We start from the raw sequence: 23,379 nt of genomic DNA on the forward strand, positions 1-23,379 counted from the left end.
TCCTTCGAGGGTGGTGGACGAGCAGGTGGAGCAGTGACGAGCGGGGAGAGCACTTCTGCTGGGGACAGGGAGGAGAGGTGGCCTCAGGCGTGCGGACGGCGCACGATCACGTCGCCGTAGCTGGTGCCTGCGCGGACCTCGACCGTCAGGTCGGACTCGCCGGGACCGGCGGCGTCCTGCAGGAGGTTGCGGACCTGGCCGTGCTGCGAGGTCGCGTCGAGCCAGGCGGCCGTGCCCTCGGGCACGCCGACCTCGATCGACCCGTACGAGCTCTCGAGCTGGACGCGACCGTTCACGGCCTGCTCGACGCGGATCCCGCCGTGCGCGCACTTGACGACCGTCTCACCGTGCGACCGGTCGATCGAGATGTCCCCGTGCGCGCCGTTGACGCGCAGGCTCCCGGTCGTCCTGCCGATCTCGGTGGTGCCGTTGGGCACCTTGACGGTCGCGTCGCCGTCGAGCTCGCGGACGCGCAGGCCGCCCGCCGAGACGGTGGCCTCGACGGTGCCGGAGACCCGGCCGACGCTGAGCGACCCGGCCGAGACCTTGATGTCGAGGCGGTCGACGTCGTCGAGCCGGGCGTTGCCACCGTTGAGGTTGAGGTCGACGGTCCCGAGCCGGCCCTCTGCGTAGAGGGAGCCGGCCTTGCCGCGCAGGTCCGACCCGGCGGGGAGCTCGATGGTGACCTTCGCGCCACCGGAGGCGAACGGCAGGACGTACTGCTTCCAGGCGTTGGGGTAGACGATCGCGATGGCGTCGCCGTCGCGCTCGACGCGGGTCTCCTCGGCGGCACGGACGGAGCCGGACTTGCCCGGGTCGGCCGGCAGGACGGTCACGACGACGTCGTCCCGTTCGCCGGCGACGACGTACAGGTTGCCGAAGGGGACGTCGATGACGACCGGGACGGGCGTGGGGGCGGCGAAAGTGGGCATGACGGATCCTCCAGAGGGGTGAGCGTGTCCGCCCCGGGAAGGCGGGGCGCGGGGTGTGGCGGTGGTGGGTGGTGGGTCAGCGCACCCAGCCGGTCACGCGACCGGAGGTGCTGGTGGCCCGGGGAGCCGGGCGGGACGGGGCGACGGGAGCGAGCGCGGCGGCGACCGCGCGCACGAGCCACGTGTTGACGGACATGCCCTCACGGGCTGCCGCTTCCTCGACCTGCACCTTGAGCTGGTCGGGCAGGCGGAGCGTCGTGCGGGACGTGCTGACGTCGTCGGGGTCGAGCACCGCCGCTCGGGCGGGCTCGGCCGCCGGGGCGGCGTCCTCCTCGAAGGCCGAGGTCGGTGCGGGAGTCACGATGAACTCGGGGTCACGCCCTCGGAGCCGGACGTCGACCGCCCCCGGTGCGAGCTCGGCCGTGATCTCGGTCGCCGCGGTCGAGAGGGCTTCGAGCAGGACGAGCCGGACGGCGGCGTCGAGCGGGGCCGACAGGCGGCCGGCGAGCTCGCGGGCCTCGTCCCCGCCGGCGGCGGCTGCGGTGGCGAGCTGGTGCTGCAGCTCGTCGACGTATCTCGTAAGTTCCATGACGCCACTATGACACCATCAATGGTGTCATTGCAAGAGAAATGGCGTCATCCGTCTGAGAAAGTGGTGTCATCGAGACGCCATTCGGGTAAAAGGGCAGGTCAGAAGGGTGATCCCGACCGACCCGCCCATCGCCGCACAACGCCCCGCCCCGCCCTGCCCCAGGCCGCACAGCGCGACGGCGCCGCTCACCGCGAGGGTGAGCGACGCCGTCGGGCAGGGTGAGGGAAGCGCAAAGCCTCGGCCGGTCCCGCGAGCGCCCCGGCGTGCCGGGGACGCGACGTCAGGACCGGAGGAAGGTGAGGAGGTCCTCGTCGAACTCGGCCTCGTAGTCGCCGAACAGCCCGTGCGGGCGCCCCTCGTGCACGACGAGCGTCGCGTCCTGGAGCAGCTCGACCGTCTTGAGCGCGGAGGCCCCGATGGGCACCATCTGGTCGTCGTCGCCGTGCACCACGAGCACCGGGACGTCGATCGAGCGCAGGTCCGCGGTGAAGTCGGTCTCGGAGAACTGCTCGACGCAGTCGTAGGCGGCCTTGAGCCCGGCCTGCATCGACAGGCGCCAGAACTGGTCCCGCACCCCCTGGGTCAGCGCCGAGCCCTCCCGGTTCCCGCCGTAGAACGCGACCGACAGGTCCTGGTAGAACTGCGACCGGTCGGCGAGGAGCGCGGCACGGATCTGGTCCAGCGCCTCGATCGGGGCACCGTCGGGGTTGTCCGGGGTCTGGAGCATGAGCGGCGGCACCGCCCCGAGCAGCACGGCCTTCGCGACACGGCCCGTGCCGTGACGGCCGAGGTAGCGGGTCACCTCTCCCCCGCCCGTGGAGTGGCCGACGAGGACGACGTCAGTCAGGTCGAGGGCCTCGATGAGCGCGGCGAGGTCGTCCGCGTAGGTGTCCATGTCGTTGCCGTCCCACGTCTGGGTCGAGCGGCCGTGCCCGCGCCGGTCGTGCGCGATCCCCCGGAAGCCGTGGGAGGCGACCAGGTTGAGCTGCCCGTCCCAGGCGTCGGCGTTCAGGGGCCAGCCGTGGCTGAACACGACGGGCTGCCCGCTCCCCCAGTCCTTGTAGAAGATGCGGGTGTCGTCGGCGGTGGTGATGAAGGGCATGTCAGATCTCCTGTTCCTCGAGCCACGTGAGGGTCGCCTCGGCGCCCTCGGCCGCTCCTTCGACGGTCGTGGTCCAGCTCCCGACGGCGCCGCGCACCCTCGAGCATCTGCTCGACTCGCGCCGGGGTCCCGCCGTGGTCGCGCCGGATGCAGGTCTCAGCGTGCGCCCGGCGGTGCGCGTGCGCATCCGGGGATCCGCAGCGCCACGCACCGCTGGCCGTCGACGGCGCCGCTCTCCTGCGAGGTGAGCGGCGCCGTCGGGCCGTGCGCGGGTGGGGAAGCCGCACCGACCGGTCACTGGCGCGCCATCGCAATCCGCAGGCGCTCGTCGGGGTCGATGAAGTGGTCGTGGTCGTCGTCGCCCAGGTCGATCTGGACCCAGTGGATCTTGCCCGTGAAACGGCTCGTCCGGGGTGTGTAGTCGGGGCTGACGGAGGTCCCCGACTCGTAGCCGACGTCCGTGGTCTCGTCCGCGGAGAAGATCATGGCCTGGGTGGCCTCGACGCGACCTGCACCGACCTGGTCGCCGTCGTAGTACAGCGTGACGTCCCCGCCCTTGCCGAGACCTCCGCCGTCGTAGGTGAACTCCATGCGGACCTGGTGCGTGCCTGCCGGGACCGGCACGTCGGCCTCGGTCCCGAACTCCTGGATCCCGAGGACGTTGTAGACGAACCTCGCCCGTCCGTCCTTGACGTAGACGCTCCACCCACCGAAGCGGCCGCCCTGTGCCACGATCACGCCGTGCACATCACCTTCGGGGACCTCGACCTCCGCGGTGACCGAGAACGACTTGTTCTTGATGTTGAGCACGCTGTTCTCGGAGAGCCTGCCCATGCCCGGGAACAGCAGCTGGCTGTTGCCGTGGACGAGCGTCGGGCGGCCGGCGAGGTCGGAGCTGAGCCGTTCGCCCGTACGGTCGTCGAGCGGAAGCACGTTGTACTTGACCGCCTCGATCAGCCAGAGTCGCTGGAGCTCGTGCAGCTTCTCGGGATGCTCTCTCGAGAGGTCGCGCGCCTGGCTGTAGTCACCGGTGCCGTCGTAGAGCTCCCAGACGTCGTCGTCGAAGCCGACCGTGGTGCCGCCGAGGAGCACCCACGGGGTGCGGTGCTTGGTGACCGCGCTCCAGCCCTTGTGGTAGACGCCGCGGTTGCCGAACATCTCGAAGTACTGCAGGTCGTGCCGCTCGGGGGCGTCGGCGTCACCGAACGAGTAGAGCATGGAGGTGCCCTCCATGGGCGACTGGAGCACGCCGTTGACCATGGTCGGCTCGGGCAGTCCCGCGGCCTCGAGGATCGTCGGCGCGACGTCGATGACGTGGGTGAACTGGCTGCGTAGCCCGCCCTTGCCCGTGATCCCGTTCGGCCAGTGCACGATCGTGCCGTTGCGCGTACCGCCCCAGTGCGAGGCCACCTGCTTGGTCCACTGGAACGGCGTGTCCATCGCGTGCGCCCAACCGACCGCGTAGTGGTTGTAGGAGGACGGAGACCCGAACTCGTCCATCTTGGAGAGCATGAACTCGGCGGTCTCGAGCCCGGCCAAGCCGTTGAAGTTCGCCATCTCGTTGAAGGCACCGTTGAGGGTCCCCTCGGCCGAGGCTCCGTTGTCGCCGATGATGTAGTAGACGATCGTGTCGTCGAGCACCCCGAGGTCGTCGAGAGCATCGATCACGCGCCCCACGTGGTGGTCGGTGTGCTCGAGGAAGCCCGCGTACACCTCCATCTCGCGAGCAAGGACGGGCTTGAGCTCGTCAGGCATGTCGTCCCACGCAGGAATCTCCGAGTGGCGGGGGGTGAGCTCGGCGTCTGCGGGGACGACGCCCAGCTCCTTCTGGCGGGCGAGCGTCCGCTCGCGCAGAGCGTCCCAGCCGTCGTCGAACGCGCCCGCGTACCGGTCGGCCCACTCCTTGGGGACGTGGTGCGGTGCGTGCGTCGCCCCGGGAGCGAAGTATGCGAAGAACGGCCGGTCAGGCATGAGTGCCTTCTGCGAGCGGATCCAGCTGATCGCATGGTCGGCCAGGTCCTCGGTCAGGTGATACCCCTCCTCTGGCGTCGCGGGCGGCTCGACGGCCGTCGTCCCGTCGTACAGCGCGGGGTCCCACTGGTTGTTCTCCCCGCCGATGAACCCGTAGAACGTCTCGAACCCACCGCCCCCCGAGGGCCAGGCGTCGAAGGGCCCCAGGGGCGAGGACTGCCAGACCGGGACCTCGTGGCACTTGCCGAACTGCGCGGTCGAGTACCCGTTGAGCTTGAGCGTCATGGCGAGCGGGGCCTTGGTGTTCGGCTTGAGCGAGCTGTTCCCAGGCGCCGAGGTCGCGGTCTCGGTGATGCTGCCCATGCCCACCGAGTGGTGGTTGCGCCCGCTGAGCATCGCGGCGCGGGTCGGCGCGCACAGCGCCGTGGTGTGGAACCGGTTGTACGTGAGCCCTCCCGCGGCCAGGCGCTCGGCGTTCGGAGTCCGGCACGGCCCGCCGAAAGCGCTCGACGCGCCGAACCCCACGTCGTCGAGCAGGACGATCAGGACGTTCGGAGCCCCCTCGGGCGGGAGCAGCGGCTCGATGGGCGGGTACGACGTGTCGGGGTCCTTCGCGTCGTAGGTCGTGAGCCCCGGGGCCGGACGATCCGGGATGGGCAGCATGCTGCGGGCGTGCTTGTCGGGACGCATGAGGGGACTCCGCTCGGTCGGACGCTGGGCACGGTCCTTCCCCACGCTAGGAACGAGCGCCTCGGCGCACATCACCCAGACAGGGTGATCGCACACCGTCATCAGGCGCACCACCGACCACGGCCCTACCGTGGAGAGGTGAGCGACGAGCCGGTGAAGGCGCCTGCGTCCGAGGATCTCGACGACCCGTTCGTCGGCATCAAGTTCACCGCGCCCCGGCATCGTGCCCCCGACGTGAGCCGGGCTGCCCTGATCGACGCGGCGCGTGCCAGCGGACGACGGGTCGTCGGGGTCACCGCTCCTCCCGGCTACGGCAAGTCCACGCTCCTCGCGGAATGGGCTCGGACAGACCCCAGGACGGTCGTCTGGATCACGCTCGACCGGTTCGACGACGCCCCCCTCGCCCTGCTCGCCGTGCTGGCCTCCGCCCTCGCCCGCCACGGGATCGGGCTGCCGGGCCTCGGAGCGGACGTGGTCGGGCCCGACGCCTCGCTGCTGGGCCGAGCCGCTCCTCGCCTCGCGTCGGTCCTCCGGACGAGCCCCGTCCCCTTCGTCCTCGTGCTCGACGACCTGCACGAGGTGCGGTCCGCCGCCTGCCACGACGTGCTGGGCATCGTGGTCGCGGGCATCCCGGACGGGTCACAGCTCGTCGCCGCGAGCCGCGACGAGCAACCCCACCTGGCGCGGCTGCGCGCGACGGACGGGACGGTCGAGATCGGGGTGCACGAGCTCGCTCTCGACACCGCTGGCACGGCACAGGTGTTCGCCGCGTCGGACGTGCCTCTCACGCCCGACGTCGCGGCCGCCGTCCGGACACGGACCGAGGGCTGGCCCGTGGGGGTGCACCTCGCGGCACTCGTCGCGCGCGACGGCGGAGACGCGGCGGACGCCGCGGCCGTCACGGGCACCGACCGATACGTCGCGGACTACCTCCGGCGGGAGACGCTCCGACGGCTGCCCGACGAGACGCGGAGGTTCCTGCGCCGCACCGCGATCCTCGACGACCTGACCGCTCCCCTGTGCGACGCCGTCCTCGGCGAGAGCTCGTCGTTGCGGCACCTTCGCGAGCTCGAGTCCGCCCACCTCTTCCTCGTCCCGCTCGACCGGCACCGCCGCTGGTTCCGCTACCACTCCCTCTTCCGCGAGCTGCTGCTCGACGACCTCCTGACGACCGAGCCCGAGCTCGCCGACGACCTCCGGGTCAGGGCCGCCGGCTGGTACGAGGCGAACGGTTCCCCGGCCCGCGCCGTCGATCAGCTCCTCGCGACGGGCGAGCGCGAGCGGGCCACCCGGCTCGTCACCCGGGTCGTCATGTCTCTCTTCCAGGCCGGCCAGATCTCCACGATCGACCGGTGGCTGAGCGTCCTGGGCGACGAGGCGATCCGCCGCCACCCCCCGCTCGCGGTGCTCGCAGGCTTCGTCGCGGTGTACGAGGGACGTCCCGGGGCCGCCGAGCGCTGGGGAGCCGTCGCGGACGCGGCCGCGTTCGACGGCCCCCCCGGGGACGGGTCGGCCTCGTTCGACTCGGCGCGCGCCATGTACCGGGCGCTGCGGTGCCCGGACGGTCCGCAACGGATGCTCGACGACGTCGGTCTCGCCCTGGCGGCCGAGCCCGAGTGGAGCTCGTGGCGCGACACCGCGCTCGTGCTGAGCGGCGACGCGCTCCGCCTGACCGGAGACGACGAGTCCGCCGTCCGACACCTCGAGCTCGGCATCCAGGCCGCGAGCGCCCTCGGCGACGCGGACACGCTCGTCTACGCCGAGGCGCAGCTCGCCGACGTCGACATGGACCGCAGCCGGTGGGACAGCGCCCGGATCCGGGTCCAGCGGGTCCTGGCCGTCATCGAGGACCACCGGATGGACGACTACCCCACGAGTGCTCTCGGCTACGCGGTGGCCGCACGCCTGGCCCACCACGACCACGACCCCGCCCTGACGAACGACCTCCTGACCCGAGGGATGCGCACCAGGACGTTCTGCACGTATGCGTTCCCGACGCTCGCGGTGCGCGTGCGTCTGCGGCTCGCGCGGACGAGCTGGGCGATCGACGACGTCGCGGCGGTCCGGCACCTCCTGCGCGAGATCGACGACGTGCTGCTCCGTCGGCCGTCGCTCGGCGTGCTGACCGACGAGGTCGCGGACCTGCGCAAGTCGTTCGACGCGGCCGAGCACGCGAGCACCGCCGTGGGCCCCAGACCTCCGCTCACACCCGCGGAGCTGCGGCTCCTGCCCTACCTCCAGACCCACCTCACGATCCGGGAGATCGGCGAGCGGCTCTTCGTGTCGCGGAACACCGCCAGCTCGGAGATCGGGTCGATCTACCGCAAGCTCGGGGTCTCGAGCCGGAGCGACGCCGTGGCGCGCGCGGTCGACCAGGGCCTGCTGGGCGCGTGAGCCCTCACCCCGGCTCGCGCGCGTCGAACGGGTCGTAGCCGAGCGCGAGCGCGAGCTTGGGGGCCGCGGCCACGACGGCCGGCAGCCCGACGATCGGGATGGTCGCGGCCAGGACGTCGACGATCTCCGCCGTGGTCGCACCTGCCGTGACCGCTTCGTCGACCTCGCTGCCGTACGTCGGCTCGGCGCCGCCGACCGCGACGAGCGCGGCGAGCCGGATCAGCGCGAGCGTCTTGGGCTCGAGGACGGTCGACTCGAGCTCCAGGTCCTCCTCGAGGCGCGCGTCGTTGATCGCGAAGCGCCGAAGTCGGTCGGTGTAGTCCACGGTCTGGCCATCCTCTCGTCATGTCCTCCCATTGCCGCACGCCCGCGGGGGGCTCGCATCACCCCGATCACATGATCCGGCCGCGCTGTCCCACCGCGTGCCGGTACGACCAAGTTCATGCGGTCTGCATGACGACGGCGACCGCCGAGCGCCGGATCCTGGGCAGGAGCGACACGAGACGATCGACCTCGCCCCGCACGGGGCGCCCCTGACGTGAGGGGCGAGCGAGGTCCCGGAGGAGAGGAACGACGACCCATGACCCAGGACCCGAACGACCTGCAGGACACCGGACCGATCGACTACCTGGTCGTCGAGTTCGAGTCCGACGCCATGACGGGCGAGGCCTTCCCGCTGCTCGTCGACCTGGTCGAGCAGGGGATCGTCCGTGTCCTCGACCTGCTCGTGCTGCGCAAGGAGGACGACGGGAGCGTGGTGGGGGTCGAGCTCGACGAGCTCGCCGACGGCTCGACCGGCCTCGAGATCTTCGCGGGCGCCTCGTCGGGGCTCCTGGGGCACGAGGACCTGACCGAGGCGGCCGAGGCTGTCGAGCCCGGGAAGACGGCGGCCGTCCTGGTCTACGAGAACGTGTGGGCCGCCCCCTTCGCGTCCGCCCTGCGCCGCGGTGGTGCCCAGCTCGTCGCGAGCGGACGCATCCCGGTGCAGGCCGTGCTCGCCGCGCTCGACGCCGCCGAGAACGCCTGACCCACGTCCCGACAGAGGAGGAACACCATGCCCGGACTCATCCGAGGCGTCGCACGCACCGCCGTCGTCGCAGGGACCGCGACCGCCGTCTCCAACCGCGTCTCGCGCCGTCAGGCCGGCCGCTGGGCCGCCCAGGAGGAACCGCCTCCGCAGCAGGCGCCGCAGCAGACCTACGCCGCGCCGCCGCCTGCCCCGGCCCCCGCGCCCGCCTCCGCCGGCATGGATGCCAAGATCGCCCAGCTCACGCAGCTCGCCGCGCTGCGTGACCAGGGAGTGCTGAGCCCTGCCGAGTTCGAGGCGCAGAAGGCTCAGATCCTCGCCGGTTGACCGGCACCCACCTGAGGAGGAGTTCGCATGGACAGCTTCATGGACTGGTTCTGGCTGATGGTCTGGTGGTTCTTCTTCTTCATGTACCTGATGATCCTGTTCAGGATCCTCGCCGACCTGTTCCGCGACCACACGCTGAACGGGTGGTGGAAGGCGCTGTGGGTCGTCGCCCTCATCGTCGTCCCGTTCCTCTCCGCGCTGGTCTACATCATCGCCCGCGGGCGCGGGATGGCCGAGCGCCAGATGCAGGACATGTCGCAGGCCAAGGTGCAGACCGACGCTTACATCCGAGGCGTGGCGGGGGCCGACTCCTCGCCGGTCACCCAGATCGCCGACGCCAAGGCCCTGCTCGACTCGGGCGTGATCGACGAGAACGAGTTCGCGGCGCTCAAGGCGAAGGCCCTGGCCTGAGGGGCGGGGCGTCCCAGGACCGGGCCGCAGGACCGACGTGGCCGGCACGGCCGACACGCGCGGCCCCACCGACGCCGCCGACCGCGGGAGCAGCGACTCCCGCGGCCCGGTGGCGTCGGTGCACCGGCACCTCGAGCTCGTCGCCGCGGTGCTGCTCGCGATCGCGACGGTCATGACGGCGTGGTCGGCGTTCCAGAGCGCGCGCTGGGGCGGTGAGATGGCGACGTCGTACAGCGCGGCCGGCGCGGCGCGCACCGAGAGCAACCGGGCCTCGACGCGCGCCGGTCAGGAGACGATCATCGACGTCCAGCTCTTCACCGGCTGGCTCAGCGCGCTCGATGCCGAGCAGGGCAGGGTCGGACCGGCCCCCGGCTACGAGCCGGACCCGGCGACCTACTCGGGGTTCCTCTACGCGCGCTTCCGCGAGGAGTTCCAGCCCGCGGTCGAGGCGTGGGTCGCGCAGGACCCTTCGACCAACCCGGCCGCGCCGCCCAGCCCGTTCGCGATGGACGAGTACGTCCTGGCCTCGTCCCAGGAGTCGCAGCGGCTCGAGAAGAAGGCCGACGTGCTGGCCGCGCGGGCGCACCAGGCGAACGGCGTCAAGGACAACTACGTCCTGGCCACGGTCATGTGCGCGTCGGTGCTCTTCTTCGGCGGGATCGGCGCCAAGCTCGCGTCCCCCCGTCTGCGGCTCGCCATGGTCGGGCTCGGCGCGGTGGTGCTGCTGGCCACGCTCGGCGTCCTCCTCGCCTACCCGATCAAGGTGTGAGGCCATGAACCTCCTGATCGCCGCCCTCGGCACGGTAGGCGCGACCGCGATCACCGTCACCGCGATGCTCCTCGTGCGCTCGCGCGCGCCCGACGGCAGCCGGTTCCGCGACGGCGACCGGGCGTCGGGGGTCTTCGGGGTGCTCGCGACGGGCTTCTCTGTGCTGCTCGGCTTCATCATCTTCCTGGCCTTCGAGTCCTACGACGACGCCCGCAGCGGTGCCGAGGAGGAGGCGCAGGTCGTCGCGCAGCAGCTCCAGACCGCGCAGTTCCTCCCACCCGACGCCGCGGCCGAGCTCTCGGGGCAGCTCGTCTGTTACGCCCGGTCGGTCGCGACGACCGAGTGGGAGGCCATGGCCGACGGCCGGCTGGGCGAGGCCGTCAACCCGTGGGGCGTCGAGATGTTCCGCACGATCCGCGGGGTCGAGCCGGCGACGGACACCGAGCAGTCCGCGTACGACCGGTGGATGGACCAGACGTCCGACCGGGAGCAGGCGCGCCAGGCGCGCGTCCACGGCGCCGAGGGACTGATCCCGCTGCCCCTGTGGCTCGTCCTGTTCGTCATCTCGGCGACGATCTTCGTGTTCATGCTGTTCTTCGCCGACTCGGGCGAAGGTGCCGTCACGCAGTCGGTCCTCATGGGCAGCGTGACGCTCGTGATCGCCCTGATGCTGAGCCTGCTCGTGTTCTTCGACCACCCGCACGGGCACCAGGTGGGCAAGCTGCAACCGGTCGCGATGCAGCGCACGCTCGTGCTGATCGACCAGCAGGTGAGCGCGGCGGGCCTGACGGTCGACCCGCCGTGCGACGAGCAGGGCCGGGCTCAGTCCTCGCCGTAGAACACGCGCTCCATGACGGCCCGGGCCCGTCGCGCGGTCCGCAGGTAGCGCTCCTCGAGCTCGGCCCCGGACTCCTCGTCGCCGATGACCCGTGCGAGCCCGGACAGCGCCCGGATCTCGTGCGGCAGGACGTCAGCCGTGGGTCCGCCCGAGCGACCGGACCAGAGCACGAGCGCGCTGCGCAACCGCGACGCGAGGTGCCACGACTCCCCCAGGGTCGCGGCGTCGTCGGACGTGACGATGCCCGCGAGCGCCGCGGCCTCGAGCGCGTCGATGGTCGACGTCGTGCGCAGGCCCGCGACCTCGTGGGCGTGCTGGAGCTGCAGGAGCTGGACCGTCCACTCGACGTCCGAGACGCCGCCCCGGCCGAGCTTGAGGTGGCGCGACGGGTCGACGCCGCGTGGCAGCCGCTCCGACTCGACGCGTGCCTTGATGCGCCGCACCTCGCGCACGGTCGCGGCATCGAGCCCGCCAGCCGGGTAGCGCAGCGGGTCGACGAGCGTCATGAACCGCTCGCCGAGCCCCGCGTCGCCCGCGGCCGGTCGGGCGCGCAGCAGCGCCTGGGACTCCCAGGGGGCCGACCAGCGGTCGTAGTACTCGGCGTAGGAGTCGAACGAGCGCACGAGCGGGCCGTTGCGTCCCTCGGGGCGCAGGTCGGCGTCGACGGGCAGCCCGGGCTCGGGGCCCATGTCGCCGAGCAGCGAGCGCAACCTGGTCGCGACGACGAGCGCGAACGCCTGTGCGTCGCGGTCGCTCGCGCCCTCGGTGGGTTCGTGGACGAACATGACGTCGGCGTCCGAGCCGTAGCCCATCTCGCGCCCGCCCAGGCGGCCCATGGCGATGATCGCGAACCGGGCCGGGTCGTCGTCCGGGCCCGCGACGCCGAGCTCGCCCCGGGCGACGAACTGCGCGACCCGCAGCCCGCCGACGAGCGCGAGGTCGGCGGCGTCGGAGATCGCGCGCGCGGCGTCGACCGGGTCCACGACGCCGAGGATCTCCGCGGCCCCGGTGCGCGCGAGCTCGCGGCGGCGCACGGCCCGCAGCGCGGTGGCGGCCGGGGCGGCGACGTCGGCGCGCGTGAGGATCGCGTCGGCCTCCTTCGCGAGGCGCTCGGCCCCACGCGGGACCAGGTCGGCGTCGTCGGCGAGCCAGGCCACCGACTCGGGAGAACGGGACAGCGCGTCGGCCATGTACCGCGAGCTCGAGAGGAGCGTCGCGAGCCGGTACGCGGCCGAGCCCGAGTCCCGCAGCAGCTTGAGGTACCAGTGCGTCGAGCCGAGCTCCTCGGACAGCTTGCGGAAGTTGAGCAGCCCCGCGTCGGGGTCCGCGCCCTCGGCGAACCAGCCGAGCATGACCGGCAGGAGCTGGCGCTGGATCGCGGCACGCCGGCTCACGCCCTCGGTCAGGGCGAGCACGTGCCGCATCGCGCCCGCCGGGTCCCGGTACCCGATCGCCTGGAAGCGTGCCTTGGCGGCCTCAGGGGCCAGGCTCGCCTCCTCGGCCGAGAGCTGGGCCGTGGCCGGGAGCAGGGGCCGGTAGAAGAGCTCCTCGTGCAGCGCGCGCACCTCGCGGCGCGTGGAACGCCACCGCTCGAGCAGCCCCTCGGCCCCCTCGGCGCGCATGCCCAACGACCGTGCCAGACGGCGCAGGTCGTCCTCGCCCGTGGGCACCAGGTGCGTGCGGCGCAGCCGGAAGAGCTGGATGCGGTGCTCGAGCGAGCGCAGGAAGCGGTAGCAGACCGCGAGGCGCGCGGCATGCTCGCGCCCGACGTAGCCGCCCGCGGCCAGGGCCGCGAGCGCCGTGAGGGTGCTGGGGCTGCGGATCGAGTCGTCGGCCCGCCCGTGCACGAGCTGCAGGAGCTGGACCGTGAACTCGACGTCGCGCAGGCCACCCTTGCCGAGCTTGAGCTGGCGGTCCGCCTCCGCCGCGGGCACGTGGTCCTCGACGCGCCGGCGCATGGCCTGGGAGTCCTCGACGAAGTTCTCGCGCGTCACGGCCGACCACACGAACGGGTTGATCGCGTCGTGGTACGCCGCCCCGAGCTCCTGGTCGCCCGCGACCAGGCGCGCCTTGAGCAGCGCCTGGAACTCCCACGTCTTGGCCCAGCGCTCGTAGTACGCGAGGTGGCTCGCGAGCGTGCGCACGAGCGGGCCGTTCTTGCCCTCGGGGCGCAGCGCCGCGTCGACGGGCCACAGCGGCGGCTCCGACGACGTCCCCTGGCAGGCCCGCGCGAGACCCGTCGCGAGCCGCGCGCCGACGCTCGTCGCGTACGCCTCGTCGTAGCCGTCGACCGGCTCGGCGACGTAGACCACGTCGACGTCCGAGACGTAGTTGAGCTCGCGGCCTCCGCACTTGCCCATGCCCATGACCGCGAGCCGCACGCCGGCCCCGTGGTCGTCGAGCTCGGAGCGCGCGATCGCGAGCGAGGCCTCGAGCGCCGCGGCCGCGAGGTCCGCGAGCGCCGCCGCCACGGCCGGCATCCGCGTGAGCGGCTCGTGCGACGTGAGGTCGGTCGCGGCGATGCGCAGGAGGTGGGACCGGTAGGCGCGGCGCATGACGTCGGTCGCGACGGGGGCCGGCAGCGCCGCGACGGGCTGGTGGGCCTCGGCGTCCGCCTCGACCGCGCGCAGCAGCTCGGCCCGGACGGCGCCCGCGTCGACGCCCGTCCCGGGCGCCGGGTCGGCGACGACCGCCAGCAGGTCCGGGTGGGACACGAGCTCGTCGCCGAGCGCGACCGACGCGCCGAGCACCGCGAGCAGGCGGTCGCGCCCCGAGGGGGTCGCGACCTCCGTCGCCGGGGGCTCCCCGGTGAGCAGGTCGCGGAACGTCCGGCACGACGCCTCGTCCCCGGCCGCTGCGGTCGACAGCCGCGCGAGCTGGAGCAGGGCCAGGTCGGGGTCCGCGGTCGCGCCGAGCGCGACCAGCACGTCCTCGGGCAGCGGCCCGAGGACGCCCACGAGGTCCTTGTCGTCGAGCAGCGACGCCGAGCGGGTCACGTCGGCGAACCCGAGCCGGCGCAGGCGCGAGCTCAGGGTGGGGCGGCGCGACCCGTTCGGTGCGCCGATGCGCCCGAGGGGCGTGACGTCGTCGGGCCCCGAGGTCATGACGACCACCGGGACCCGACCGACCGACGGGAGGACTGGCTCACAGGACCTGGAGGAACCGCTTCAGCTCGAACGGCGTGACCTGCGACCGGTACGCGTCCCACTCCTGGCGCTTGTTGCGCAGCACGAAGTCGAACACGTGCTCGCCCAGGGTCTCGGCGACGAGCTCGGACGTCTCCATGATCTGGATCGCGGCGTCGAGCGACTGCGGCAGCGGCTTGATGCCGAGCGCGCGGCGCTCTGCGTCGGTCAGCTCCCACACGTCGTCCTCGGTCGCCTCGGGCAGCTCGTAGCCCTCCTCGATGCCCTTGAGGCCCGCCGCGAGGATGACCGCGTACGCGAGGTACGGGTTGGTCGCGGAGTCCAGCGCGCGGTACTCGATGCGGCTCGAGTTCCCCTTGCCCGGCTTGTACATGGGCACGCGCACGAGCGCCGAGCGGTTGTTGTGGCCCCAGCACACGTAGCTCGGGGCCTCGGCCCCGCCCCACAGGCGCTTGTACGAGTTGACGTACTGGTTGGTGATCGCGGTGATCTCCGCCGCGTGGACCAGCAGGCCCGCGATGAACGAGCGCGCCGTCCTCGACAGCTCGAACTGCGCGCCGGGCTCGTGGAACGCGTTGCGGTCCCCCTCGAACAGCGACAGGTGCGTGTGCATCCCCGAGCCGGGCTGGTCCGCCATGGGCTTGGGCATGAACGACGCGAAGACCCCCTGCTCCAGGGCGACCTCCTTGACGACCGTGCGGAACGTCATGAGGTTGTCGGCCGTCGTCAGGGCGTCCGCGTAGCGCAGGTCGATCTCGTTCTGGCCGGGGCCCGCCTCGTGGTGGGAGAACTCGACCGAGATGCCCATCGACTCGAGCATCGTGATCGCGGCGCGGCGGAAGTCGTGCGTCGATCCCCGGGCCAGGTGGTCGAAGTACCCGCCCTGGTCGACCGGCACGAGCGGCGCCGAGGCGTCGGCCGGGTGGTTGAAGAGGTAGAACTCGACCTCGGGGTGCGTGTAGAACGTGAAGCCCTTGTCGCTCGCCTTGGCGAGCGCGCGCTTGAGCACGTTGCGCGAGTCCGCGAGCGAGGGCTCGCCGTCCGGGGTGAGGATGTCGCAGAACATCCTCGCGGTCCCGTGCCGCTCCCCGCGCCACGGGAGCACCTGGAACGTGGTGGGGTCGGGGCGCGCGATCATGTCGGCCTCGTACACACGAGTGAGGCCCTCGATCGAGCTGCCGTCGAAGCCGATGCCCTCCGCGAACGCGGACTCGAGCTCCGCGGGAGCCACGGCGACCGACTTGAGCATCCCCAGCACGTCGGTGAACCAGAGACGGATGAAGCGGATGTCGCGCTCCTCGACCGTGCGGAGCACGAACTCCTGCTGCCTGTCCATGGGCTACATCCTGCCTGAAGAGTGTGACGAGCGGGTTACGTCGCGCCCTGACGCGGCCGACGTGTCCCCAGCGTGCCACGACCGGCGCAGGTCGGGGGCGGGTGGGCACCTGACCGGCGGGTTCGCATAGGCTGGCGGGCATGGCAGACCTGCGGATCGCCCTCGCACAGATCGACACGTGCGTGGGAGCGATCGACCAGAACACGGCGGCGATCCTCGAGTGGACCAGGCGGGCGGCCGGCGAGGGCGCCGACGTCGTGGCCTTCCCCGAGATGACCCTCACGGGCTACCCCATCGAGGACCTCGCGCTGCGTGCCTCGTTCCGTCGCGCGGCCTGGGACGCGGCGGCCGACGTCGCCGCCCAGCTCGAGCGCGAGGGCCTGGGTCACGTGACGGTCGTCCTGGGCACCGTGGGCACCTCCGAGACCGCGCTCCCGCGCGGCGCGGGCGCCACCGAGCGTGAGGCGTCGGGCTCTCCCGCCGACCTCCCGACCAACCGAGCGGTCGCGATCCAGCACGGGAAGGTCGTCGCGTCCTACGACAAGCACCACCTGCCGAACTACGGCGTGTTCGACGAGTTCCGCATCTTCGCGCCCGGCACCGAGCCGCTCGTCCTGGAGATCGCCGGTCGATCGGTGGGCATCGTGATCTGCGAGGACATCTGGCAGGACGGCGGCCCCGTCGCGACGCTCGGTGCGCTCGACGAGGCCGGGCACGGGATCGACCTGCTCCTCGTGCTCAACGGCTCGCCCTACGAGGAGGGCAAGGGGCACGTCCGCACCGACCTCGCCGCGCGTCGGGCGCGCGAGGTGGACGCCCCGGTCGCGTACGTCAACATGGTCGGCGGCCAGGACGACCTGGTGTTCGACGGCGGGTCGTTCGTCGTCGGGCCCGACGGCGCGCTGCTCACCTCGGCGCCGCAGTTCGTCGAGGACCTGCTGGTCTGGGACCTGCCCGAGCGACCCTCGTCCGCGGCTGGCATCGCCGGCGACGCCGCGGCGACCACCTACCCGACGGGCCGCGTCGCGGCCCCGCTGCCCCCCGACGAGGAGGTGTACCGGGCGTGCGTCACGGGCCTGGCCGGGTACGTGCGCAAGAACGGCTTCCGGTCGATCGTCCTGGGCCTGTCGGGCGGGATCGACTCGGCGCTGTCCGCGACGATCGCGGCCGACGCGATCGGCGGGCAGAACGTCGTCGGCGTCTCGATGCCCTCGACGTACTCGTCGGAGCACAGCAAGGACGACGCCGCCGACCTCGCCAAGAGGCTCGGCGCCGACTACCGCGTGCAGCCCATCGCGCCCATGGTCGACGCCTTCCAGGGTGAGCTCGCGCTCGAGGGCGTCGCCGAGGAGAACCTCCAGGCGCGCGTGCGCGGCGTGGTCCTCATGGCGATCTCCAACCGCGAGGGCCACCTCGTCATCGCGCCCGGCAACAAGTCCGAGCTCGCCGTCGGGTACGCGACGATCTACGACGCGGGCAGCATCGGCGGGTACGCCCCGCTCAAGGACGTCGACAAGTCGCGCGTGTGGGCCCTCGCCCGCTGGCGCAACAACGCCGCGCTCGACGCGGGCGAGCTCCCCCCGATCCCCGAGTCCTCGATCACCAAGCCGCCCTCGGCCGAGCTGCGCCCCGGCCAGACCGACCAGGACTCCCTGCCGCCCTACGACCTGCTCGACGAGGTCCTCGACGCGTACATCGAGCACGCCGAGGGGCGCGCCGAGCTGCTCGCGCGCGGGTTCGACCCCGAGGTCGTCGACAAGGTCGTGACGCTCGTCGACCGCGCCGAGTGGAAGCGCCGCCAGTACCCGCTCGGCCCCAAGGTCACGTCGCTGGCCTTCGGCCGCGACCGTCGCCTGCCCGTCACGTCCCGCTGGCGCGAGCCGGTCGAGTAGCCCCGACCGGCAGGCCCGCGCGCCCGCCGCACGCCACCCATCCGCTTCCCGAACGACCGGCCCGCCGACCACCGACGGGCCGCACGACCTGGAGAGACGAGAGCATGTCCGCACACACCCAGCCCGGCCAGACCCCGGCCACGCCCGTCAAGCGCTTCCGCGTCCACCACCTCGCGGAGGCCAAGGCGCGGCACGAGAAGCTCACGATGCTCACCGCGTACGACGCGGTGACCGCCCGCATCTTCGACGAGGCGGGCATCGACATGCTCCTCGTCGGGGACTCGATCGGGAACACCATGCACGGTCACCAGACCACGCTGCCCGTGACGGTCGACGACATGATCCCGGCCGCGCGCGGCGTCGCCCGGGCCGCCCGTCGCGCGCTCGTGATCGTCGACCTGCCGTTCGGCTCGTACGAGGCCGGGGCCGAGCAGGCCCTCGCGACGGGCGTGCGCATCATGAAGGAGACGGGCGCGCACGCGGTCAAGCTCGAGGGCGGGCGCCGGTCGGCCGCGCAGATCCGTGCGCTGACCGACGCGGGCATCCCCGTCGTCGCGCACCTGGGGTTCACGCCCCAGTCGGAGAACATCCTGGGCGGGCCGCGCGTGCAGGGCCGCGGGGACGAGGCAGCGGAGATCCTGTGCGAGGACGCCCTCGCGGTCACGGACGCCGGGGCAGTGGCCCTCGTCCTGGAGATGGTCCCGGTCGAGGTCGCCGCGCGCGTCACCGAGATCGTGCGCATCCCGACCATCGGCATCGGTGCCGGCCCTGACTGCGACGGCCAGGTCCTCGTCTGGACCGACCTCGCGGGCATGACCGAGTGGTCGCCGCGCTTCGCCAAGCGCTTCGCGGAGATCGGCGCGGCCCTGGGCAGGGCCGCGCAGGACTACGCGGCCGAGGTCAAGGGCGGGACGTTCCCGGACTCGGCGCACAGCTTCGAGAAGTAGCCCTCCCCCGCCCGACGGCGGCGCGCGCCCGGGTGCACCGGTGCACCCGGGCGAGCGGCGCCGTCGGGCAGGACGTCACCGGTCCTGCTCGCGCTCGCGCTCCTCCTCGTCCCACGCCTCGGAGCGAGCACGCGCGAGCTCGAGCGCCTTGGCCGCGGCCTCCCGCGTCGGGTAGGGCCCCATGCGCGACGACCACGTCGACTGCGGGCCCTTCGACACCTCACCCGTGCGCGTGTCGAAGTAGTACTGGTCTTCGGTGGCCGGGTCACCGTCGTCGGAGAATCGTTCCTTCGTCATAGGACGATCCTGCCGCACCGACGCGTCCTCGCGCGCGACGGGCGGACGCGCGCGGCGAGGATGGACGACCCGGCGGCGCTCACCTCCGTAGACTGGCACGATGCCCGGTCCCCCCGCCCTGACCGCCCCGCGCGGACCTCTGGTCCCCGGGACGGTCTCACCGCCACGCGCCGTGCCGCGCTCGATCGCGCGGCCCGAGTACGTCGGGAAGCCCGGCCCGCAGCCGTTCACGGGCGACGACGTCGTGGACCCCGAGACGCTCGACCGCATCCGCGTCGCGAGCCGCATCGCGGCCCAGGCCCTCGCCGAGGTCGGGATGCACGTCGCCCCGGGGGTGACCACCGACGAGCTCGACCGCATCGGGCACGAGTTCCTCCTCGACCACGGCGCCTACCCCTCGACGCTGGGCTACCGCGGGTTCCCCAAGTCCCTGTGCACGTCCCTCAACGAGGTCGTGTGCCACGGGATCCCCGACTCGACCGAGATGGTCGAGGGAGACATCGTCAACGTCGACATCACCGCGTACGTCGGCGGCGTCCACGGCGACAACAACGCGACCTTCGCGGTCGGCGAGATCAGCGAGGAGGCCGCGCTGCTCGTCCAGCGCACGCGCGAATCCCTCGACCGGGCCATCAAGGCCGTGCGCCCAGGGCGCGAGGTCAACGTCCTGGGCCGCGTCATCGAGAAGTACGCGCACCGCCACGGGTACGGCGTGGTGCGCGAGTACACCGGTCACGGCGTCGGGGAGGCCTTCCACTCGGGCCTCGTGATCCCGCACTACGACGCGGCCCCCGACCACGACACCATCATCGAACCAGGGATGGTCTTCACCATCGAACCCATGCTGACGCTGGGCGGCCCCGAGTGGCAGATGTGGGACGACGGGTGGACCGTAGTCACCGCGGACCGGTCACTGACCGCCCAGTTCGAGCACACCCTGGTCGTCACCGAAGACGGAGCGGAGATCCTGACCCTGCCATGAGCAAGCACTCACACCACCACCACGGCCTCGCGTTCGGGATCGACGTCGGTGGCAGCGGCATCAAGGGCGCGCCGGTCGACCTCTCGACGGGCGAGTTCGCCCAGGAGCGCCACCGCATCCCGACGCCGCAGCCCTCGACCCCCGAGGCCGTCGCCAAGGTCATCGCCGAGCTCGTCGACGAGTACGACCTGCCGCACGACGTCCCGATCGGCGTCGCGTTCCCCGGGCCCATCCGCCACGGCGTCATCGGGTTCATCGCGAACCTCGACAAGTCGTGGAAGGGCGTCGACCTGCCCGCGCTGATCAAGAAGGAGACCGGTCGGCACGTCGTCGCCGTCAACGACGCCGACGCCGCGGGGATCGGCGAAGTCCGCTACGGCGCCGCGAAGGACGCACGCGGCACCGTGCTGCTCGCGACGCTCGGGACGGGCATCGGCAGCGCGCTCGTCGTCGACGGCGTCCTGGTGCCCAACACCGAGCTGGGCCACCTCGAGATCGACGGGTTCGACGCCGAGTCCCGGGCCGCGGAGTCGGCGCGCAGCCGCGAGGACCTCTCGTGGGAGGAGTGGGCCGCGCGGCTCCAGCGCTACTTCGACGTCGTCGAGATGCTCTTCTCTCCCGACCTCATCGTGGTCGGTGGCGGCATCTCCAAGCACCACGAGAACTTCCTGCCGCTGCTCGACCTCAAGGCGCCGATCGTCCCCGCGAAGCTGCGCAACGCGGCCGGGATCGTCGGGGCGGCGGCGCTGGCCGCCGAAGGGGCAGGGCTCGCGTAAGAGCCCGTGCCGGTCGCCCGACGTGCGGTCGGCCTGGCTCCGCCTGTGGGCCTGGCTCGGTTCGGCCTGACCCGCCCGGCGGGTCAGGCCGACCGGTCGTCCGGGCTCAGACCGTGCTGTGATGCCTGTCCTCGACCGGATGCTCGATCTGGTGGTGCGGCAGCGACGGGAAGATGTCGATCACGCCCAGCATCTCCAGGACGTCGGTCACGACCGTCGGCGGGTTGCGCAGGCTCACCTGGAGCCCTTCCTCGCTGCCGATCGTGTAGAACTGCACCAGGAAGGCGATCCCGGTCGAGTCCATGAACGTCACCTTCGAGGTGTCGATCACCACGGGCACGTCACGGTCCAGGGCGTTCGCCAGGGCCGCACTCGCCTCGCTCCGCAGGGCGACGTCGATCTCGCCCCACATGTCCACCACGCTCGTGTCGGGCTGCTCGAAGAGCGTGATCCCGCCTGTCGTCGTCGTTGTCCTGCTCGCAGTCATGACGTGAGCCCCCGCTCGTCGCGTTCTCGGCACCCGACGCCTGCAGTGCCGCCAACAGAGCAAGAGTACCCCCTCCAGGCGCCCGCATGACAGCATTCTGGGGATTGCTTTACCTGGAGCGGGCATCAGGTGCATCTCCGGGCGAATCCTCCCCCTGCTCGTGGCGGTCTGACCGGGTCTGCACCACCTGAGCGCACCTTCTCGCGCGAGTGGAGCGCCGTCGTCGTACGGTCGGACGACCTGCCACTACCCGACCCGAGAGGTGGACACCATGCCCAGGCGAGACCCCGGCCCGTCCGTCAAGGACAAGGAGCTGTACGAGTCGCTGCGCGACGAGGGGAACTCGAAGGAGAAGTCCGCGCGGATCGCGAACGCGGCCGCCGCGTCGTCCCGGAGCGAGGTCGGGGCCAAGGGAGGTTCCTCACCCGCCTACGAGGAGTGGAGCGTCGCCGAGCTGCGCAAGCGCGCCCGCGAGGTCGGCGTCGAGGGCCGCTCGACCATGCGCAAGGGCGAGCTCATCTCCGCACTGCGGAACCACTGAGCGGGGCAGCCGGATGAACAGAGGGGCCGACGCCGGCGGCCCCGCGGGATCGGGTACCTCGGGCGACGGGGCCGGCACCGGGCAGCCCGATGGCGTGCGGGACCGACCGCGCCACGACTCGCGGGACGAGAGCGACGACGAGCGGGCCGACCGGAACTGGGCCGAGCTCCTCCAGGAGCTGCGCGTCACGCAGATGGGCGTGCAGATCCTCACCGGCTTCCTGCTCACGCTGCCGTTCCAGCAGCGTTTCGGCGAGCTCGACTCCGCGCAGCGCAACGTCTACCTGTGCCTCGTGGTGCTCTCGGTGCTCGCGACGGGGCTCCTCGTGGCCCCCGTCTCGCTGCACCGCATGCTGTTCCGCCAGCACCTCAAAGCGCGACTCGTCACGTCGGCCGACCGGCTGGCGCGGGTAGGGCTCGTGGTCCTCGCGCTCGTCGTCACGGGGACGGTGCTGCTGATCTTCGACGTCGTCGTCGGCTGGACGGCCGCGGTCATCGCAGCGGTCGGCGCGCTCGTGCTGTTCGCGCTGCTCTGGGTCGCGCTGCCGCTCGGGCTGATGCGGCGGGCGCGAGCGGGCGACGAGTAGGGCGAGCGGGCGAAGAGTAGCCGGTCGCGGCGTTCAGACCCGGTGGTCGTAGACGGCCTCGACGGCCTCGTACGCGGCCTCGCCCGGCACCAGGTTGAGCATGGTCATGCGCCCGCCACCGCCCTCGACCGGCGCGACGAAGATCTGCCAGCCCCAGTCGGGGCCCTCCGGTGCCGCGTAGCTCCCCGTGAGTCGCACGACGGCGTCGTCCCCCACCGTCCCGCTGAAGAGCATCCACGCGGGCGACGAGTGCCACGAGTCGAGCCACACCGCCGACACCCCCTCCTCGCCCGAGCCGCCGCTCAGGAGGAGCAGCCCCTCCTGGGGTGCGTCGCCGTCGGACCACGTGTAGGCGAGCGAGACGTACTCGCGCGCCGTGACCGTGACCGACGCGGTCGCGGCCGACGCGACGAACTCGTCGGTCGGGAGGAGACGCTGGCGGTGCACGCCCTGCCACTGCCCCACGAGGGGAGCCAAGCACTCGACGATCCTCATCCCGCTAGCCTACTGACGGGGAGAGATGGACGACAGGGCGGATGAGTCGGTCGGTACGCCGGGTTCTGTCCCCGCGCGCGGTTGCCCCCGCACGGGTGACGGCCATCCATCTACGACGTACGTTGCCGCACGCCTCCAGCGGTCTACCCGACTGTGCTTCTCACCAGAGAATCGGGCGGGCCGCCCTCCAACACAGTCTGTCTGACCTTGCTCCAGGTGGGGTTTACCTAGCCGGACCAGTCACCTGGCCCGCTGGTGGTCTCTTACACCACCGTTTCACCCTTACCGCCCGCGACCGGAGTCGTGGGAGGCGGTCTGTTCTCTGTGGCACTGTCCCGCGGGTCACCCCGGGTGGGCGTTACCCACCACCTTGCCCTGTGGAGCCCGGACGTTCCTCGGCGACGCCACGAGGGCGCCGACGCGGCCGTCTGACCGACTCATCCGCTCACGCAGCCTACACGTCCACGCGGTAGCCCAGCGCGAGCTCGTCGCCGCTCTTGCCGCGGATGCCCCAGCTCTCGGGCGGGCTCTCGAGGATGACGACCTCGAGGTCGTCCGCCGCCAGTCCCAGGAAGGGCGCGACGTCGTCGAACATCGCGGCGATGAGCGCCCGCTTGGCCTCGCGCGAGCGGCCCGTGAAGCACACCACCTCGATCACGAGGTACGCGTCACTGCGCGCCGGTGCGACCAGGTCGCCGTCCTCCATGAGGAGGAAGCGGTGGAACCGCTTGTCCTCGGGCAGCCCCCAGGCGCCGACGACCGCGCGGTGGATCGCGTCGGAGATGTCCTCGCGCTTCATCTCCCAGACAGTGCGGGTGCCGTAGATCTTGACCTGGACCAT

General features: G+C 72.1%; 24 protein-coding genes and 1 other RNA gene. 12 read left to right on the forward strand and 13 right to left on the reverse strand.

The features are described 5' to 3' along the window. Nucleotides 1-83: 83 nt before the first annotated feature. The 5 genes from ACZDYF_RS07950 to ACZDYF_RS07970 form a co-directional block, all read right to left on the reverse strand. Entirely contained in the window at nt 84-932 is an 849-nt protein-coding gene (locus tag ACZDYF_RS07950; protein ID WP_191789051.1) for a DUF4097 family beta strand repeat-containing protein, read from the reverse strand. Nucleotides 933-1,008: 76 nt separating this feature from the next. After that, a complete protein-coding gene (locus ACZDYF_RS07955; protein ID WP_191789050.1) occupies nt 1,009-1,521 on the reverse strand; it encodes a histidine kinase in 513 nt (170 codons plus the stop codon). Between the two features lie 283 nt (nt 1,522-1,804). Then, nucleotides 1,805-2,626: an alpha/beta fold hydrolase gene (locus tag ACZDYF_RS07960; RefSeq protein WP_475055261.1), complete on the reverse strand. Its 822-nt coding sequence runs from the start codon at nt 2,624-2,626 to the stop codon at nt 1,805-1,807. A gap of 1 nt (nt 2,627) precedes the next feature. Next, entirely contained in the window at nt 2,628-2,813 is a 186-nt protein-coding gene (locus ACZDYF_RS07965; RefSeq protein ID WP_475055262.1) for a hypothetical protein, read from the reverse strand. Nucleotides 2,814-2,920: 107 nt separating this feature from the next. After that, complete coding sequence (locus ACZDYF_RS07970; protein WP_475055263.1) at nt 2,921-5,287, reverse strand: sulfatase-like hydrolase/transferase; 2,367 nt, start codon at nt 5,285-5,287, stop codon at nt 2,921-2,923. A gap of 138 nt (nt 5,288-5,425) precedes the next feature. Between ACZDYF_RS07970 and ACZDYF_RS07975 the strand changes: the two genes are divergently transcribed. Beyond that, a complete protein-coding gene (locus ACZDYF_RS07975; protein ID WP_475055264.1) occupies nt 5,426-7,681 on the forward strand; it encodes a winged helix-turn-helix domain-containing protein in 2,256 nt (751 codons plus the stop codon). Between the two features lie 4 nt (nt 7,682-7,685). Here ACZDYF_RS07975 and ACZDYF_RS07980 read toward each other — a convergent pair whose 3' ends face one another. Then, nucleotides 7,686-8,006 carry a carboxymuconolactone decarboxylase family protein gene (locus ACZDYF_RS07980; RefSeq protein ID WP_030153209.1) on the reverse strand — a complete coding sequence of 107 codons (321 nt, stop codon included), beginning with the start codon at nt 8,004-8,006 and terminating at the stop codon, nt 7,686-7,688. A gap of 255 nt (nt 8,007-8,261) precedes the next feature. Here ACZDYF_RS07980 and ACZDYF_RS07985 point away from each other — a divergent pair, with 255 nt between their 5' ends. Genes ACZDYF_RS07985 through ACZDYF_RS08005 form a run of 5 tightly spaced genes read left to right on the forward strand, consistent with a single transcriptional unit; the run spans nt 8,262 to nt 11,053 of the window. Then, on the forward strand, nt 8,262-8,708 hold the full coding sequence (locus tag ACZDYF_RS07985) for a DUF6325 family protein (RefSeq protein WP_475055265.1): 447 nt from the start codon (nt 8,262-8,264) through the stop codon (nt 8,706-8,708). Nucleotides 8,709-8,735: 27 nt separating this feature from the next. Then, entirely contained in the window at nt 8,736-9,035 is a 300-nt protein-coding gene (locus ACZDYF_RS07990) for an SHOCT domain-containing protein (protein ID WP_475055266.1), read from the forward strand. A 27-nt stretch (nt 9,036-9,062) separates the two neighbouring features. Further along, nucleotides 9,063-9,446, forward strand: a complete 384-nt coding sequence (locus ACZDYF_RS07995; protein ID WP_475055267.1) for an SHOCT domain-containing protein — start codon at nt 9,063-9,065, stop codon at nt 9,444-9,446. A gap of 37 nt (nt 9,447-9,483) precedes the next feature. Continuing rightward, nucleotides 9,484-10,215 carry a hypothetical protein gene (locus ACZDYF_RS08000; RefSeq protein WP_475055268.1) on the forward strand — a complete coding sequence of 244 codons (732 nt, stop codon included), beginning with the start codon at nt 9,484-9,486 and terminating at the stop codon, nt 10,213-10,215. Nucleotides 10,216-10,219: 4 nt separating this feature from the next. Further along, complete coding sequence (locus tag ACZDYF_RS08005; RefSeq protein ID WP_475055269.1) at nt 10,220-11,053, forward strand: bestrophin-like domain; 834 nt, start codon at nt 10,220-10,222, stop codon at nt 11,051-11,053. On the opposite strand, the gene ACZDYF_RS08010 is transcribed toward ACZDYF_RS08005, so the two are convergent. Then, nucleotides 11,038-14,157 (reverse strand): bifunctional [glutamine synthetase] adenylyltransferase/[glutamine synthetase]-adenylyl-L-tyrosine phosphorylase, encoded by a 3,120-nt coding sequence (locus ACZDYF_RS08010; RefSeq protein ID WP_475055272.1) that lies wholly within the window; start codon nt 14,155-14,157, stop codon nt 11,038-11,040. The genes ACZDYF_RS08005 and ACZDYF_RS08010 overlap by 16 nt on opposite strands. A gap of 40 nt (nt 14,158-14,197) precedes the next feature. Further along, on the reverse strand, nt 14,198-15,535 hold the full coding sequence (locus ACZDYF_RS08015) for a glutamine synthetase family protein (protein ID WP_204809233.1): 1,338 nt from the start codon (nt 15,533-15,535) through the stop codon (nt 14,198-14,200). Between the two features lie 140 nt (nt 15,536-15,675). Here ACZDYF_RS08015 and ACZDYF_RS08020 point away from each other — a divergent pair, with 140 nt between their 5' ends. After that, the gene (locus ACZDYF_RS08020) at nt 15,676-17,427 is read left to right on the forward strand and encodes an NAD+ synthase (protein WP_475055274.1); all 1,752 of its coding nucleotides are present in this window, start codon (nt 15,676-15,678) and stop codon (nt 17,425-17,427) included. Between the two features lie 104 nt (nt 17,428-17,531). Continuing rightward, nucleotides 17,532-18,374, forward strand: a complete 843-nt coding sequence (gene panB / locus ACZDYF_RS08025) for a 3-methyl-2-oxobutanoate hydroxymethyltransferase (RefSeq protein ID WP_475055276.1) — start codon at nt 17,532-17,534, stop codon at nt 18,372-18,374. Between the two features lie 75 nt (nt 18,375-18,449). Here panB and ACZDYF_RS08030 read toward each other — a convergent pair whose 3' ends face one another. Further along, nucleotides 18,450-18,671, reverse strand: a complete 222-nt coding sequence (locus tag ACZDYF_RS08030) for an SPOR domain-containing protein (protein ID WP_138824166.1) — start codon at nt 18,669-18,671, stop codon at nt 18,450-18,452. Between the two features lie 100 nt (nt 18,672-18,771). Between ACZDYF_RS08030 and map the strand changes: the two genes are divergently transcribed. Together map and ppgK are read left to right on the forward strand one after the other, a co-directional pair. Beyond that, nucleotides 18,772-19,653, forward strand: a complete 882-nt coding sequence (map, locus tag ACZDYF_RS08035) for a type I methionyl aminopeptidase (RefSeq protein WP_475055279.1) — start codon at nt 18,772-18,774, stop codon at nt 19,651-19,653. Next, the gene (gene ppgK, locus ACZDYF_RS08040) at nt 19,650-20,429 is read left to right on the forward strand and encodes a polyphosphate--glucose phosphotransferase (protein WP_191789038.1); all 780 of its coding nucleotides are present in this window, start codon (nt 19,650-19,652) and stop codon (nt 20,427-20,429) included. Before map ends, ppgK begins: the two co-directional genes overlap by 4 nt. A 106-nt stretch (nt 20,430-20,535) precedes the next feature. Here the strand turns inward: ppgK and ACZDYF_RS08045 are convergent, their stop codons facing one another. Continuing rightward, the gene (locus ACZDYF_RS08045; RefSeq protein ID WP_204809242.1) at nt 20,536-20,916 is read right to left on the reverse strand and encodes an STAS domain-containing protein; all 381 of its coding nucleotides are present in this window, start codon (nt 20,914-20,916) and stop codon (nt 20,536-20,538) included. A gap of 271 nt (nt 20,917-21,187) precedes the next feature. Here ACZDYF_RS08045 and ACZDYF_RS08050 point away from each other — a divergent pair, with 271 nt between their 5' ends. Beyond that, nucleotides 21,188-21,457: a DUF7218 family protein gene (locus tag ACZDYF_RS08050; RefSeq protein ID WP_475055282.1), complete on the forward strand. Its 270-nt coding sequence runs from the start codon at nt 21,188-21,190 to the stop codon at nt 21,455-21,457. A gap of 94 nt (nt 21,458-21,551) precedes the next feature. After that, nucleotides 21,552-22,043 carry a DUF6328 family protein gene (locus ACZDYF_RS08055; RefSeq protein WP_475055284.1) on the forward strand — a complete coding sequence of 164 codons (492 nt, stop codon included), beginning with the start codon at nt 21,552-21,554 and terminating at the stop codon, nt 22,041-22,043. 33 nt (nt 22,044-22,076) lie between these two features. Here ACZDYF_RS08055 and ACZDYF_RS08060 read toward each other — a convergent pair whose 3' ends face one another. The 3 genes from ACZDYF_RS08060 to ACZDYF_RS08070 all read right to left on the reverse strand — a co-directional run bounded on the left by ACZDYF_RS08060 (nt 22,077) and on the right by ACZDYF_RS08070 (nt 23,379). After that, on the reverse strand, nt 22,077-22,538 hold the full coding sequence (locus ACZDYF_RS08060) for a DUF1579 family protein (protein WP_475055287.1): 462 nt from the start codon (nt 22,536-22,538) through the stop codon (nt 22,077-22,079). Between the two features lie 38 nt (nt 22,539-22,576). Then, nucleotides 22,577-22,978, reverse strand: an RNA gene (rnpB, locus tag ACZDYF_RS08065) — RNase P RNA component class A. 14 nt (nt 22,979-22,992) lie between these two features. Further along, nucleotides 22,993-23,379, reverse strand: coding sequence for a tautomerase family protein (locus ACZDYF_RS08070; RefSeq protein ID WP_138824158.1), 387 nt, complete (start codon nt 23,377-23,379; stop codon nt 22,993-22,995).

Source organism: Oerskovia sp. PE-21s, assembly GCF_056158145.1.